Genomic DNA, 14,723 nt, shown 5'->3' with positions numbered 1-14,723 from the left:
ATCGCACCAAAACGGAATCCCATACGATTCATTCATCACGCCTGATGCTCTAGTGCCCGCCACCGCCGGCGCCGGCCTTGGGCTTGCGCACGACAATGATGCAGAAGCTCAGGCAGACGAACAGCACTGTCAGGATCGTGAAGATGTCGATGAACGCCATCAGCCATGCCTGCTGATTGACGATCTGGTCGAGCTGTAGCACGGCGGCCTTTTCGCCGTCGATGCCATGGCTGTTGTAGACCCCGGCGAGCCCGTTCACCCATTCCTGTGTGGTCGCGCTGGCCGCATTCACCGTTTCCGCCAGCCGGTCGAAATGAAAATCGGTGCGGCGGCTGAGCAGCGTGTTGATCACGGCAAGGCCGACCGCGCCGCCGAGATTGCGGGTCAGGTTGAACAGGCCTGATGCGTTCTTGATATCCTGCGGCGGCAGCGTGCCAAGCGCGATGTTGGAGACCGGGATCATCGAGATCATCAGCGCCACGCCGCGGCCGGCCTGCGGCCAGAACAGCTCCCAGTAATCCCATTCGGCGGTGATATGGGTCATCTGCCAGGTGCAGAGCGCAAACAGCGCCAGCCCCGCGCCCATCATCACGCGCGGGTCGAGTTTGTTCTGCAGCATGCCTGCAACCGGGGCGGTCGCCATCATGAACGCGCCGGTGACGAACATCGTCTCCCCGATCATCAGCGCGTCATAGCCGCGAATGCGGGCCATATAGAGCGGAAACAGGTAGACGAGGCCGTAGAGCCCGATGCCGAGCGAGAACGAGAAGATCGAGCCGACGGCGAAGTTGAAATTGCCGAAGGCGCGCAGGTCCACGACCGGATAGCGGCTGGTGAACGAGCGGTAGAAGAAGGCGATGGCGCCGACGATCATCACCACGAACACGACGCGGATGACCTCATCGGAGAACCAGCCCTTGATATTGCCCTCTTCCAGAAAATATTCGAGCGTGCCGAGGAACGTCGCCATGGCGGCAAGGCCGATCCAGTCGAAGTGGCGCATGATCGAAAGGTCGGGCTTGTCGAAGTCGATCAGCAGCCAGGCGCTGATGGCGACCAGAATGCCCGGGATGACGTTGATCAGAAAAAGCCAGTGCCATGACAGCGCATCGACGAGATAGCCGCCGACTGTCGGGCCGATCGTCGGCGCGAGCGTGGCCACAAGTCCGACGACCGGGATAACGGTCGAGCGCTTGGAGGGCGGGAAGGCGGTGAAGGACACCGCAAAAACCGCCGGCACCATACCGCCCGACATGAAGCCCTGCAGCGCGCGGTAGATGATCATCTGGTCGATGCTGGTCGCCGTGGCGCAAAGCGCGCTGCAGGCGGTGAACGCCGCGGCCGAAACGCTGAACACGACCCGGGTCGAGAAGATCCGCGCCAGAATGCCGGAAAGCGGGATCATGATCACTTCGGCGATCAGATAGGACGTCTGCACCCAGGCGATCTCGTCGGCGCTTGCCGAGATGCCGGCCTGAATGTCGGTGAGCGCCGAGGCGACGATCTGGATATCGAGGATCGCCATGAACATGCCGAACGCCATGACGATGAAGGCGATCCATGTGCGGGCGGAAACATGGTCGGAGGGCGGTGCCCCCGCCTCAGTCGCGACCGGCGCGTTTTCGGCTGTGTCTGTCATCGAAGCATCCGTGGGATGCGGGCGTCAGACGCCCGCTCATAGCAATTCCAGGTGAAGTGGACACCGGTTCACCGTCCGGTATTGCGTAAAAACAAAGGTGTCAGCGGTTGGCGGCGACCGTTTCGCCGATCGTGCCGTCGGGGGCGGTGCGGCTGTCGACTTCGGCGGTGACGGACAACCCGGCCTTGAGGTACTGCCCGTCAAGCACGTCCTTGGGGATCGAAATCCTCACCGGCAGGCGCTGGACGATCTTGGTGAAATTGCCTGTCGCGTTCTGCGGCGGCAGCAGCGCGAAGACGGCGCCGGATGCCGGCGAGAAGGATTCGACCGTGCCGATGAAGTCATCCTTTTCGAAGGCGTCGATCGAGACATGAACCTTCGCCCCTATTCCGAGGCGATCGAGATCGGTCTCCTTGAAATTGGCGACGATGTAGAGATCATCGGTCGGCACCAGCGCGCCGAGCCGCGTGCCGGAGGAAACGAGATCGCCGACCTGGACGTTCTTGTTGCCGAAAACCCCGTCGAAAGGAGCGCGGATTTCGGTGAAGGCGAGATTGCGCTTGGCCATGTCGATCGCGAGCTTGCGCTCCTGCAGGGCGGCCTGCTGCTGTGCAAGCTGGGCCTCGGCGGTGGTGATATTGGATTTCGCCACTTCGACTGCCGCATCGGCGGCCTGCACCTTGGCCTTCAACTGGTCGAGCGCCGCCCGAGCATCGTCGAAGGCGGCAACCGTGGCGGCTCCCTTCTCGCGCAGCGTATCGGCGCGCTGCAGCACGGTCTTGGCGTTGTCGATCTGCGGATCGAGCGCCTCGCGATTGGCCTTGGCCTGGGCGAGCGAGGCCTTGGCGCCGGCGATCTGCGCCTTGGTCGCCTCCAGCGCCACGTTCTGGGCGTGGAGCTGCGCTTCGGCCTGGGCAACCGCGTTCTGGTAGTCGCCGTCATCGATCTTGACGAGAAGGTCGCCCTTCTTGACCTGCTGGTTGTTTGAAACCGCGACGCTTTCGACATAGCCGGACACCTTGGGCGCGATCATGGCGATGTCGCCTTCGATATAGGCGTCGTCCGTGGATACGATGAAGCGGCCTTCGGTCCACCAGTGATAGCCGAACCATCCGCCGCCGGCGATCAGCGCGATGCCGATCAGCGAGAAAATGATCTTGCGGACCCCGCCGCCGCGTTTCTTCTCGGCCGGGCGCGGTTCGGGGTGCACATCTGTCTCGTTCGTCATGTTGAAAAATGCCTTTCTGGCGCTGAAGGGAGGAGGGTTCAGCACGGAGAGAGCGAATTCGAACTCGCCGGTTCGATTTGTTGACGTGGTAATGCGCCTCGCGGCGTTGACTGTCAAGCGGTGGACCGGCGGGAACTGCCGAATGTCAATTACGTTGATAGTGAAGAAATGGATTTCGCGTTATAGAACGCCGACGCTTCCGCGCCGGTTCCGGGACGCGACCGCAACAGCCGCATGCCGGGTTTGGCCGGGTTTTTGAAGGAGACTGACTTGAACGACATTCTTGTGTTGGCCGCCCAGCCCGAAGCATGGGCCGCGCTCGTGACCCTGATCGTGATGGAGGTGGTGCTCGGCATCGATAACCTCGTCTTCATCTCGATCCTCACCAATAAGCTGCCGGAGGCCAGCCGGCAGAGCGCGCGGCGCATCGGTCTCGGTCTCGCCCTTGTGCTTCGCCTTGTCCTGCTCGGCGCGGTCGCCTGGATCGTGCAGCTCACCGAACCGGTGTTCACCGCATTCGGGCACGGCTTCTCCTGGAAGGATATCATCCTGATCGCCGGCGGTCTGTTCCTTGTCTGGAAGGCCACCAAGGAAATTCATCACAATGTCGATCCGGAGGAAGAGGCCGGCGAGATCGTCGGCGGCGCGGTGAAGACGGGCTTTGCCGCCGCGATTTTCCAGATCCTGCTGCTCGATCTGGTGTTTTCGGTCGACAGCATCATCACCGCCGTCGGCATGACCGATCATCTGCCGATCATGATCATCGCGGTCGTCGTCGCCGTCACGCTGATGCTGATCGCCGCCGGCCCGCTCGCCCGTTTCATCGAGGCCAATCCGACCATCGTGATGCTCGCGCTCGCCTTCCTGCTGATGATCGGCATGACGCTGATTGCCGATGGTCTCGGCTTCCACGTGCCGAAGGGCTATATCTATGCGGCGATGGCGTTCTCGGGTCTTGTCGAGGCGCTCAACATGCTGGCGCGACGCAAACGGAAGAAGGATCGCGCCATGCGGGGCGAGAGTACAGCGAGCGCATCGACGGTTCACTGAACCTGCCGGAGAGGGCCGATGGCCGGGTCGATGGCTTGACGGAAAGGGTTGAATATGGCCTAAGGCTGGCCTGAACGGGCCGCCGTCCTCCAAGACCTTTCGCGGCCAGCACATTCAGCATTTTCAGGGAAGCCGCCGGCCCGGCCGGCGCCACGGACAAAACAATGAGCACAACCGGCCCGCGCCTTCGCATCGCGCCATCCCCGACCGGCGAGCCGCATGTCGGCACTGCCTATACCGCGCTGTTCAACTATCTTTATGCCAAGAAGATGGGCGGCACCTTCATTCTCCGCATCGAGGATACCGACGCCACGCGCTCGACGCCGGAATTCGAGAAGAACGTGCTCGACGCGCTGAAATGGTGCGGGCTGGAATGGGCCGAGGGCCCGGATGTCGGCGGCCCCTACGGCCCCTATCGCCAGTCCGACCGCAAGGACCTCTACAAGCCCTATGTCGACCGCCTGGTCGAAGAAGGCCATGCCTTCCATTGCTTCTGCACGCCCGAGCGGCTGGAGCGGATGCGCGCCGGCCAGCGCGCCGAGGGCAAGGCCCCGAAATATGACGGGCTCTGCATGCATCTGAAGGCGGAGGAAGTGAAGGCCCGCATTGAGGCCGGCGAGCCCAATGTCGTGCGCATGAATATCCCGACGGAAGGCGCGTGCAAATTCACTGACGGCGTCTATGGCGATGTCGAAATCCCGTGGGATGCTGTCGACATGCAGGTTCTGCTGAAGGCCGACGGCATGCCGACCTATCACATGGCGAACGTCGTCGACGACCACATGATGAAGATCACCCATGTGGCGCGCGGCGAGGAATGGCTGGCCTCGGTGCCGAAGCACATCCTGCTCTACACCTATCTGGGTCTCGAGCCGCCGCAGTTCTTCCATCTGCCGCTGATGCGCAATCCCGACAAGTCGAAGCTTTCCAAACGGAAAAACCCGACCTCGATCTCCTATTACTCGGCCCTCGGCTATCTGCCGGAAGCGCTGATGAACTTCCTCGGCCTGTTCTTCATCCAGATCGCCGAGGGCGAAGAACTGATGGACATGCCGACGCTCATCGAGAAGTTCGATGCCGACAACCTCAACAAGTCGGGCGCCGTGTTCGACACCCAGAAGCTTGAATGGCTGAACGGCCGCTTCCTGCGCGAAACGCTGACGGAGGAGGATTTCATCCTCCGCGTCGCCGCCTGGGCATCCGAGAACGCGCGGCTCAAGGAAGGGCTGAAACTCTCCCAGAGCCGGATCACCAAGCTTGGCGAACTGCCGGCGCTGATGGGCTTCCTGCTGCAGTCGGACATGGTTCCGGAGGCCGAAGCCTTCGCGAAAATCAAGAAGACCAATCCGGAAGAGATCCTCGAAATCCTCAAGGCCGTCCAGCCGGTGCTGGAAAAGCTGGTCGAGTGGAACGCCGCGACCGTCGAAGAAGCGCTGCGCCAGCTTGCCGAGGACATGGACAAGAAGCTGCGCACCGTGGTCGCGCCGCTGTTCGTCGCCATGTCCGGTTCGTCGCGCTCGCTGCCGCTGTTTGACAGTATGGCCATTCTCGGCCGTGCCGTTGTCCGCCAGCGGCTGAAGACGGCCGAGGCCGTTGTCGCGGGCATGGTCGCAGAAGAGGCAAAGAAATAAGATGAACAAGAAGACAGAAGAACTCTCCTCCGACGCAACGGAAGTCCGCGCCCAGAAGCTTGAAATCCTGCGCGAGAAGATCGGCGACGTCTATCCGGCGCATTTCCACCGCACCATGACCAATGCGGAACTGGCCGAAAAATACGCCGATCTGCCCGATGATGTGACCACCGAGGATGTCGTCACCGTTGCCGGCCGCGTCTATTCGATGCGCAATTCCGGCATGTTCGTCGATCTGCGCGATGCCTCCGGCAAGATCCAGATCTTCTCGCACAAGGACACGACGCCCGAAGAGGTGCGCGAATTATGGTCGCTGGTGGACCTTGCCGACATCGTCGGCGTCACCGGCGTCGTGCGCCGCACCAAGCGCGGCGAGCTGACGATCAACGCGCAAGAGCTCACCATCCTCACCAAGGCGCTGAAGCCGATGCCCGAGAAATATCACGGGCTTGCCGATATCGAGACGCGCTATCGCCAGCGCTATCTCGACATCATGAGCAACGAGGATTCCAAGCTGCGCTTCATCCAGCGCTCCAAGGTGCTGTCCGGCGTCCGCCGTTTCCTCGAGGACGAAGGCTTCATGGAAGTCGAGACGCCGATGCTGCAGTCGATCTATGGCGGCGCAACGGCCGATCCGTTCAAGACCCACCACAACGCGCTCGACATGGACATGTATCTCCGGATCGCGCCGGAGCTTTACCTGAAGCGCATTCTGGTCTCGGGGCTGACCGACAAGGTGTTCGAGGTCAACCGCAACTTCCGCAACGAGGGCGTGTCGACCCGGCACAATCCCGAATTCACCATGATGGAGTGCTACTGGGCCTATGCCGACTACGAGGACATGATGGGCCTCGTCGAGCGGATGTTCGAAAGGCTCGCGCTCTCGCTCCACGGCGATACGAAGCTGATGTTCGGCGAGACCGAACTCGACTTCAAGGGCCCGTTCAAGCGCGTGCCGATGCCCGATGCGGTGAAGGAAGCAACCGGCATCGACTTCCGTGCGATCGCGACCGACGATGAAGCCCGTGCCGCTGCCAAGGCTGCCGGCTTCGAGATCGAGAATGACTGGACCTGGGGCGAATGCCTCGCCTTCATCTTCGAGGAAAAGGTCGAGTCCACGCTGATCCAGCCGTCCCACGTCACCCATTTCCCGAAGGACATCTCGCCCTTTGCCAAGGAAGTGCCGGGCGAGCCGCGCCTCGTCGAGCGCTTCGAGACCTATGTCAATGGCTGGGAACTCGGCAATGCGTTTTCCGAGCTCAACGATCCGGTCGAGCAGCGCCGCCGCATGGTCGAGCAGCTTGAACAGTCTCACGCACGCGGCGAGACCGAAAAGCGGCTGGACGAGGATTTCCTCAACGCCATGGACCACGGCATGCCGCCCGCCGGCGGGCTGGGCATCGGCATCGACCGCCTGATCATGCTCCTGACCAACGGCCCCTCAATCCGCGACGTCATCCTGTTCCCGGCGCGGCGCCACAGGGATTGAGTTTTCTGGGAGAGCGGCATGGACGAAGAGGAGATTTCCCTTTCCGGCGGCCGCTTTACTCCCGGGGTGGTGCGGCTCGGTGACACGGTACGCCGGCCTTTGCGCGAGGGCCTTGCCGAGTCCTTGCTCGGCTACCTGGCGGAGGCGGGCTTTTCCGGCGCGCCGCGCTTTCTTGGGCGCGATGACAAGAGTAGGGCGATTCTGACCTATGTCGAGGGTAGTGTGCCCTCCGAACTTGGCCATTTCGACGATGCTGCCCTGGCTGCCGCTGCGGGTTTGCTGCGACGGTTTCATGATGCCACGGTGGAATTTCCGGTTGTCGTCGAGGCCTCTGCCGAAGTCGTCTGCCACAACGACTTCTCGCCAACCAACGCCGTTTTCCGGGATGGCCTGTCCATTGCGTTGATCGATTTCGATACGCTCGCCCCCGGAGCAAGGCTTTGGGACCTGGGCTATTCCGCCTTTACCTGGCTCGATCTCGGCAATGACGATTATTCCGGTGCCGAGCAGTTGCGGCGACTTGCCGTTTTTGCGGATGGCTACGGGCTGGCGGCATGTCCGGCCGAGGCTATCTTGTCGCATGCGGTGGTTCGCCAGAACGCGCTGGCGGCAAAGGCCCGCGCCGCCGGGCAATCCGACATGGCGGAGTGGGCGACGGCAGCTGCCGAATGGACGGCGCGCCATATGGCGTCGAAGAGCATGCCGTAACCGGGGCGCAAGCTGTGGTCTTCAGCCAACCCGCGCAAAAAGCCGGCGGCTGAACATCAGCGGCACCAGCACCAGCGCCACGGCCGGAAACACCAGCCAGTTCATCATGCTCCAGCCATTGTCGATATGCACCAGCGCGCCGGCGAGGAAGGAGGCGGTGGCGGTGGAGCCGAAGACGAGGAAATCGTTGAGGCCCTGCACCTTGCCGCGTTCTTCCGGGGTGTGGCAGTCTGTGATCATCGCGGTCGCGCCGATAAAGCCGAAATTCCAGCCGACGCCGAGCAGGATCAGCGCCAGCCAGAAATGCGTGAGCCCGAGGCCGGAAAGCGCGATCGCCGAGCAGGCGGCAATCAGCGCCAGACCGGTCGCGGCGATCGTTTCCTTGCCGAAGCGGGCGATCAGCCGGCCGGTTACGAAGCTCGGACCGAACATCGCCAGCACATGCCACTGAATGCCGAGCGTCGCCTGGCCGACGGAATGGCCGCAGGCGACCATGGCGAGCGGCGTCGCCGTCATGATGAAGGCCATCAGCGCATAGGAAACGACGCCCGTGGCGGCCGCCATGATGAAGCGAGGGGAGCGGGCGATCTCGGAAAGCGGCCTCCCGCCGGAGATGGTGACCGCGACGGGACGGGGGATTCTCAGCCGCGAGACCAGCAGCAGCGTGATCAACGCCAGCGCGGACAGTCCGATGAAGCTTGCGACATAAGGGTGGCCGGGCACGGCATCGACCGTCCAGATCGCCACCTGCGGGCCGATGATCGCGGCGGCGAGCCCGCCGATCATGACCCGCGAAATCGCCTTCGCCTTCATGTCGCCATCGGCGGTGTCGGCGGCGGCGAAACGGAAGCTCTGGATATAGGAGCCATAAAGCCCGACAGTCATGATCGCGAGGCAAAACAGCAGGAACAGACCGGCGGTGATTGCCGTTGCGGCCAGAAGCCCGCCGAGGATGCCGATCATCGCGCCGAAAATATAGCCCTCACGTCGGCCGAAGCGGCGCATGATCCATGCCGCCGGCAGGGTGCCGACGGCGACCCCCACATTGTAGAGGCTGACCGGAAAGGTCGCGAAGGCCGGGTCCGGCGCCAGCGCCGTGCCGACAATCCCGCCAAGCGAGATAACGATCGGCGGCGCGGCGCCGCCGATGGCCTGTCCCATTGTCAGGATATTGATGTTGCGGAAGGCATTGCTGTCGGTCATCGGGCGTCTCCGGCCTTGTCATGCTCCGCCTTTGGCAAGCGGAAGGGCCGGTTCGTGCCTAGCGCATTAGCGCGAAAATCGGAAACGGTTTTCGCGCTGCCGGATATATGCGCGGCAATCAGTGGATGAAATTGGCGATGGCGTAGCCCTGTTTTTCCAGGCCCGCCCGCACAGCCGCCGCAATCGGAATGGCTCCGGGCGTATCGCCATGGACGCAGATGGAATCGATCGCTGTGGGGATTCGTTTGCCGGAAAGGGTGATGATCGCGCCCTCGCGCACCATTTCGCCGACGCGGCGCGCGGCCTCCTCGGGGTCGTGGATCACCGCGCCCTGCAGGCCGCGCGACACCAGCAGGCCATCATCGCCATAAGCGCGATCGGCGAAGACTTCCGATACCACCGTCAGCCCCATTTCCGTGGCTGCGCGCTGCTGCTCGCCATGGGCGATCGTGAGGCAGATGAGGGCGGGGTCGACCGCCTTGATGGCATTGCAGATCGCGCGGGCGACCTCCTTGTTTTCCTGCGCAAGATTTCCGAGCGCGCCATGGGGCTTCACATGGGTGATCGGGTGGCCGACATATTGCGCCATCGCCTGCGCCGCGCCGATCTGATAGGCGACCAGCCGCTCGATCTCGGTCGCGGAATAGGGGATGCGCCTGCGTCCGAAGCCCATGAGATCGGGAAAGCCCGGATGGGCGCCGACGGCGACATTGCGGTCGCGCGCCAGCACGAAGGTTTTCGCCATCGTATCGGGATCGCCGGCATGGAAGCCGCAGGCGACATTGGCCGAGGAGACGATCTTCAGCATCTCGGCATCGTCACCCTTGTCCCATGCGCCGAAGCTCTCGCCCATGTCGCAATTGATGTCGATGCGCGGTGCTGTCATGTGGCTATCTCCCGGGTCGGTTGATGTGCACTATTTAAGCCCAGCACCGTGTTGAGACAACGGCCTACCGTCAAACCGCCCGAATTTCGCGGCAAGGGCTGGTGGTCGGCCGAGGCTTCCAATTTTTGCGCAGAGGCATTATGCCCTGAACGAGAGCGCCCTGGAGATATGCGATGAACAGCCTGACGATCCGCCGCCCCGATGACTGGCACCTGCATTTGCGCGATGGCGCGATGATGGAGGGCGTGATCGGCGATACCGCGCGCCATTTCGCCCGCGCGATTATCATGCCCAATCTGGTGCCGCCGGTGGTGACCGCCGTGGATGCCGCCGCCTATCGCGACCGCATTGTTGCGGCCCTTCCGGCTGGCGCGCGCTTCACGCCGCTGATGACGCTCTATCTGACCGAGACCACCGAGCCCGCCGATGTCGCATCGGCCTTCAGCGAGGGCCTGATCAAGGCGGTCAAGCTCTATCCCGCCGGCGCCACCACCAATTCGGCCAGCGGCGTGCGCAATATCGACAATGCCATGCCGGTGCTGGAAAAGATGGCCGAGATCGGGCTCAATCTCTGCGTCCATGGCGAGGTCACCGACAAGGACGTCGATATTTTCGACCGCGAAGCGGTGTTCATCGAAACCGTGCTGGACAAGATCAGGTGGCGGCTGCCGGAACTGAAGATCACCATGGAGCATGTCACGACCAAGGACGGCGTCGATTATATCAAGGACGCGCACAAGAACCTCGCCGGTTCGCTGACGACCCACCATCTGATCATCAATCGAAACGATATCCTCGTCGGCGGCATCCATCCCCATTACTATTGCCTCCCTGTCGCCAAGCGCGAGGAGCACAGGAAGGCGCTGGTCGCGGCCGCGACCTCGGGCGACAAGCGGTTTTTCCTGGGCACCGATTCCGCGCCTCATGTCGATCCCGCCAAGGAATGCGGCTGCGGCTGCGCCGGCATCTACACCGCGCCCAACACGATGAGCTGCCTTGCCCATGTGTTCGAAAACGAGGACGCGCTCGATAAGCTCGAAGCCTTTGCCTCGCTCAACGGCCCGGCCTGGTACGGTCTGAAGCCGAACGATGAGACGATAACGTTGGTGAAGCGCGACGCGCCATTGAAATATCCGGAAAAGCGGGAGACTGGGGCCGGCCCGGTAACGGTCTTCGATCCGAAATTTCCGCTCTACTGGGATGTGGAAACCGCCTGACGCGCGCGGCGTCCGGCGACCAGCATGGTCCGCAGAAAACTCGCGATGAAGGCGAGAGTCATCACCAGAACGATGGTGGGGGCAGGGGCGCTATCGATGTAGAAGCTGGCATAGATGCCGGTGAGCGTCGAGCCGAGCGCCACGGCGAGCGCGACCAGCAGCATCGCGGAAAACCGCCGCGTCCACAGGAACGCGATCGCGCCCGGCGCGACCAGCAGCGCGACCGACAGGATGATGCCGACCGCCTTCAGCGCCGCGACCACCGTCAGCGACAGCACGATCAGCAGGCCGTAATGCAGCAATTTCGTCGGCAGGCCGATGGCACGGGCGTGCTGCTCGTCAAAAGCGTGGACCAGCAGATCCTTGCGCTTCAGCACCAGAAAGGCGGTGGCAGCCAGCGCGATCAGCCCGGCCTCGATCAGATCGCGCATGGTGATGCCGAGCATGTCGCCGAACAGGATGTGGTCGAGATGCACGGCGGAATGGACCTTCACGTAAAGCACCAGACCCAGCCCGAACATGCCGGAGAACACGATGCCGAGCACCGTATCCTCCTTCACCCGGCTGTTTTCGGCGAGGAACCCGGTCGATAGCGCGCAGACCATGCCGGCGACGAAGGCGCCGAGGCCGAGCGGCAGGCCGATCATATAGGCGAGCACCACGCCCGGCAGCACCGCATGGGAAACCGCGTCACCCATCAGCGACCAGCCCTTGAGCACCAGAAGGCAGGACAACAGCGCCATCGGCGCGGCGACCATCAGCGTGATCGCGAACGCCTTCAGCATGAAATCGAGCTGGAAGGGAAAGGTGGCCATCATCCAGAAATCGCTCATGGCCTGGCCTCCGCAAGAGCAAGCCGCGCGCGCCGCTTCGCCGCCAGCAGCCCGTGTTTGGGTGCGAACGCAAAGGCAATCAGGAACAGCGCCGTCTGCATCACGATGATCACGCCGCCGGTCGCGCCGTCGAGGAAATAGGAGATATAGGCCCCGAGCGCCGAGGTGGCCGCGCCGATCAGGGCGGCGAGCGCGATCAGCCGCGGGAAGCGGTCGGTCAGGAGATAGGCGGTCGCGCCGGGGGTGACGACAAGCGCGATCACCAGAAACGCGCCGACCGTTTGGAGTGCGGCCACGGTGGAGGCGGCGAGCAGGGTGAAGAACAGCAGCTTCATGGCGTCGGGATTGATGCCGATCGAACGGGCGTGGTTCTCGTCGAAGAACACCACCATCAGGTCCTTCCACTTCACCGCCAGCAGGGCCAGCGTGACGCCGCCGATGATCGCGAGCTGGATGGTGTCGGAACGGGTGATCGCGAGCACATTGCCCATGATGATGGTCTGGATGTCGATCGGGACCGGCGAGACCGAGACCATGAACAGGCCGAGACCGAAAAAGCCGGTGAAGATCAGGCCGATGATCGCGTCCTCCTTCAGTCTGGTCTTGTTGTTGAAGAACAGCATCGCGCCCGCCGCAAGGCCGCCGGCGGCAAAGGCGCCGAGCGAGAACGGCAGGCCGAGCATATAGGCGCCGGCGACGCCGGGCACGATCGAATGGGACAGCGCGTCGCCGATCAGCGACCAGCCCTTCAGCATCAGATAGGCGGAGAGAAAGCCGCAGACGCATCCGACCAGCGCGCTGACCCAGATCGCGTTCTGCATGTAGCCATAGGTAAGCGGTTCGATCAGCCGGTCAAGCATCGCCGCCTCTCCCGCGGCTTGCCGCCGGCGCGGTATCCGTGCCGCGTTCGCCATAGATCACGAATGGACGCTCGTCATCTGTGATCACCTTCAGCCGCCGGGTGTCCTCGTCGTCGTGCAGGGCGGGGCCCTCCAGCACGAAATGGCGCAGCACGCCGCCGAAGGCCTTTTCCAGATTGGCCTGGGTGAAGGTGGTTTCGGTCGGACCATAGGCCAGCACCGTGCCTTTCACGAACACCGCCCGGTCGCAGAATTCCGGCACCGAGCCGAGATTGTGGGTGGAGACCAGCATGATCCGGCCCTCGTCGCGCAATTCGCCAAGAAGCGCGATGATCTGTTCCTCGGTCTTCACGTCGACGCCGGTGAACGGTTCGTCGAGCAGGATGACCTGACCTTCCTGCGCCAGCGCGCGGGCCAGAAACACGCGCTTGCGCTGGCCGCCGGAAAGCTCGCCGATCTGGCGTTTGGAAAAACCGGTCATGTTGACCCGTTCGAGGGCGGCGGCGACCATGTCGCGATCGATGCGGGAAGGGCGGCGCATGAAGCCCATATGGCCGTAGCGCCCCATCATCACCACGTCTTCGACCAACACCGGAAAGTTCCAGTCGACTTCCTCGGATTGCGGAACATAGGCGACGAGGTTCCGCTTCAACGCCGCGCGCGCCGGCTGGCCGAGGATGTCGACCGTGCCGCGGGCAAGCGGCACGAAGCCCATGATCGCCTTGAACAGCGTGGATTTGCCGGCGCCGTTGACGCCGACCAGCGCCGTGATCGTGCCGCGCGGGATCTCGAAACTGGCATTGGCAAGCGCAGTGTGGCCGTTGCGATAGGTCACGGTTGCTTCGCGGACCGCAAGGCCGGGCTCTGCTTTTGTCATTCGCTGAGGCCTTTCGCCACGGTTTCGGTGGTGACCGACAACAGGTCGAGATAGGTGGGCACCGGCCCGTCCGGCTCGCTCAGGCTGTCGACATAGAGCACGCCGCCATAATCCGCCCCGGTCTCGCGCGCGATCTGGCGGGCCGGCTTGTCGGAAACCGTGCTTTCGGAAAAGATCACGTGGATATCGTTCTCCTTCATGGTGTCGATCACGTGCCGGATCTGCTGCGGCGTGCCCTGCTGGTCGGCATTGACCGGCCAGAGATAGAGTTCCTTCAGATCAAGGTCGCGGGCAAGATAGGAAAACGCGCCCTCGCTCGTCACCAGCCAGCGCCGATCATCGGGCACATCGGCCAGCATGGCGCGCATCGGCTGAAGCCGGGCAGCGATTTCATCGGCATAGGCGCGGGCGTTTTCCGTATAGGCCTCGGCATTGTCAGGATCGATCTCGATCAGCGCATCGCGGATATTCATGACATAGATTTCGGCGCTGTCGGGCGACATCCAGGCATGGGGGTTGGGCTTGCCATCATATTCGCCGCCGGCGATGTCGATGGGATCGATGCCCTCGGAGACAACGACATTCGGCACATCGCCCAGATTTTGCAGGAACTTCTCGAACCAGCGCTCGAGGTTGAGCCCGTTGGACAGAATGATGTCGCCATCGCGGGCATTCAGGATGTCGCGCGGCGTCGGGGCATAGCCGTGGATTTCGGCGCCCGGCTTGGTGATCGAAACCACCTCGGCATGCTCGCCCGCGACATTCTCCGCCATATCGGCGATCACGGTGAAGGTGGTCACCACTTTCGGCTTGTCGGCGGCAAGCGCGGAGGTTCCGATCATGGCGATCGCCGCCACGGCTACGGTTCTGGCAAGGCTCATCTTTTTCCCTTTAATGCAGTTAAGAATTATTTGCAACTAATATGGCAATGTTAGATGTAGGTGTCAAACGCTATTGCAAATCATTCGCAAAAAGATTCATTCACCAGACTGCTGACAAAGCGCCAGCATTGACCATCATGTGTCATCCGCACCTCGTGCCCGGAATATGGGAGACATTTGTGAGCAGACTGATTCACTCGGCAGTGCCTAGCGTCCCCGGC

At 62.7% G+C, this 14,723-nt stretch carries 13 protein-coding genes; 5 read left to right on the top strand and 8 right to left on the bottom strand.

The window, feature by feature from the left end; genetic code table 11:
• Positions 1-49: 49 nt before the first annotated feature.
• Together V6767_RS15255 and V6767_RS15250 are read right to left on the bottom strand one after the other, a co-directional pair.
• Entirely contained in the window at positions 50-1,639 is a 1,590-nt protein-coding gene (locus tag V6767_RS15255; RefSeq protein ID WP_448474262.1) for a DHA2 family efflux MFS transporter permease subunit, read from the bottom strand.
• Between the two features lie 100 nt (positions 1,640-1,739).
• The gene (locus V6767_RS15250) at positions 1,740-2,867 is read right to left on the bottom strand and encodes an HlyD family secretion protein (protein ID WP_448474261.1); all 1,128 of its coding nucleotides are present in this window, start codon (positions 2,865-2,867) and stop codon (positions 1,740-1,742) included.
• Positions 2,868-3,137: 270 nt separating this feature from the next.
• Here V6767_RS15250 and V6767_RS15245 point away from each other — a divergent pair, with 270 nt between their 5' ends.
• The 4 genes from V6767_RS15245 to V6767_RS15230 all read left to right on the top strand — a co-directional run bounded on the left by V6767_RS15245 (position 3,138) and on the right by V6767_RS15230 (position 7,745).
• On the top strand, positions 3,138-3,917 hold the full coding sequence (locus tag V6767_RS15245) for a TerC family protein (protein WP_448474260.1): 780 nt from the start codon (positions 3,138-3,140) through the stop codon (positions 3,915-3,917).
• Between the two features lie 164 nt (positions 3,918-4,081).
• Positions 4,082-5,548, top strand: a complete 1,467-nt coding sequence (gltX, locus tag V6767_RS15240; RefSeq protein WP_448474259.1) for a glutamate--tRNA ligase — start codon at positions 4,082-4,084, stop codon at positions 5,546-5,548.
• A 1-nt stretch (position 5,549) separates the two neighbouring features.
• Positions 5,550-7,037: a lysine--tRNA ligase gene (gene lysS, locus V6767_RS15235; protein WP_448474258.1), complete on the top strand. Its 1,488-nt coding sequence runs from the start codon at positions 5,550-5,552 to the stop codon at positions 7,035-7,037.
• A gap of 18 nt (positions 7,038-7,055) precedes the next feature.
• Positions 7,056-7,745 carry a phosphotransferase gene (locus V6767_RS15230; RefSeq protein ID WP_448474257.1) on the top strand — a complete coding sequence of 230 codons (690 nt, stop codon included), beginning with the start codon at positions 7,056-7,058 and terminating at the stop codon, positions 7,743-7,745.
• Between the two features lie 21 nt (positions 7,746-7,766).
• Here the strand turns inward: V6767_RS15230 and V6767_RS15225 are convergent, their stop codons facing one another.
• Both V6767_RS15225 and V6767_RS15220 read right to left on the bottom strand, forming a co-directional pair.
• Positions 7,767-8,948, bottom strand: coding sequence for an MFS transporter (locus V6767_RS15225; protein ID WP_448474256.1), 1,182 nt, complete (start codon positions 8,946-8,948; stop codon positions 7,767-7,769).
• 118 nt (positions 8,949-9,066) lie between these two features.
• Positions 9,067-9,834, bottom strand: a complete 768-nt coding sequence (locus tag V6767_RS15220; RefSeq protein WP_448474255.1) for a LamB/YcsF family protein — start codon at positions 9,832-9,834, stop codon at positions 9,067-9,069.
• 173 nt (positions 9,835-10,007) lie between these two features.
• On the opposite strand from V6767_RS15220, the gene pyrC reads away from it, so the two are divergent.
• Positions 10,008-11,051 carry a dihydroorotase gene (pyrC, locus tag V6767_RS15215; protein WP_448474254.1) on the top strand — a complete coding sequence of 348 codons (1,044 nt, stop codon included), beginning with the start codon at positions 10,008-10,010 and terminating at the stop codon, positions 11,049-11,051.
• Here pyrC and V6767_RS15210 read toward each other — a convergent pair.
• From V6767_RS15210 to V6767_RS15195, 4 genes are read right to left on the bottom strand one after another with little or no spacing between them, the layout of a single operon-like run.
• Complete coding sequence (locus V6767_RS15210; protein ID WP_448426740.1) at positions 11,027-11,884, bottom strand: metal ABC transporter permease; 858 nt, start codon at positions 11,882-11,884, stop codon at positions 11,027-11,029. The two genes, pyrC and V6767_RS15210, sit on opposite strands and share 25 nt — an antisense overlap.
• Positions 11,881-12,744 carry a metal ABC transporter permease gene (locus V6767_RS15205; RefSeq protein ID WP_448474253.1) on the bottom strand — a complete coding sequence of 288 codons (864 nt, stop codon included), beginning with the start codon at positions 12,742-12,744 and terminating at the stop codon, positions 11,881-11,883. Before V6767_RS15205 ends, V6767_RS15210 begins: the two co-directional genes overlap by 4 nt.
• Positions 12,737-13,621 carry a manganese/iron ABC transporter ATP-binding protein gene (locus tag V6767_RS15200; protein WP_448474252.1) on the bottom strand — a complete coding sequence of 295 codons (885 nt, stop codon included), beginning with the start codon at positions 13,619-13,621 and terminating at the stop codon, positions 12,737-12,739. The genes V6767_RS15205 and V6767_RS15200 overlap by 8 nt, the downstream gene beginning before the upstream one ends.
• A complete protein-coding gene (locus tag V6767_RS15195; protein WP_448474251.1) occupies positions 13,618-14,502 on the bottom strand; it encodes a metal ABC transporter substrate-binding protein in 885 nt (294 codons plus the stop codon). Before V6767_RS15195 ends, V6767_RS15200 begins: the two co-directional genes overlap by 4 nt.
• Positions 14,503-14,723 lie beyond the last annotated feature (221 nt).

Source organism: Martelella sp. FLE1502 (assembly GCF_053484255.1).
This window is presented reverse-complemented; position numbering and strand designations above follow the sequence as displayed.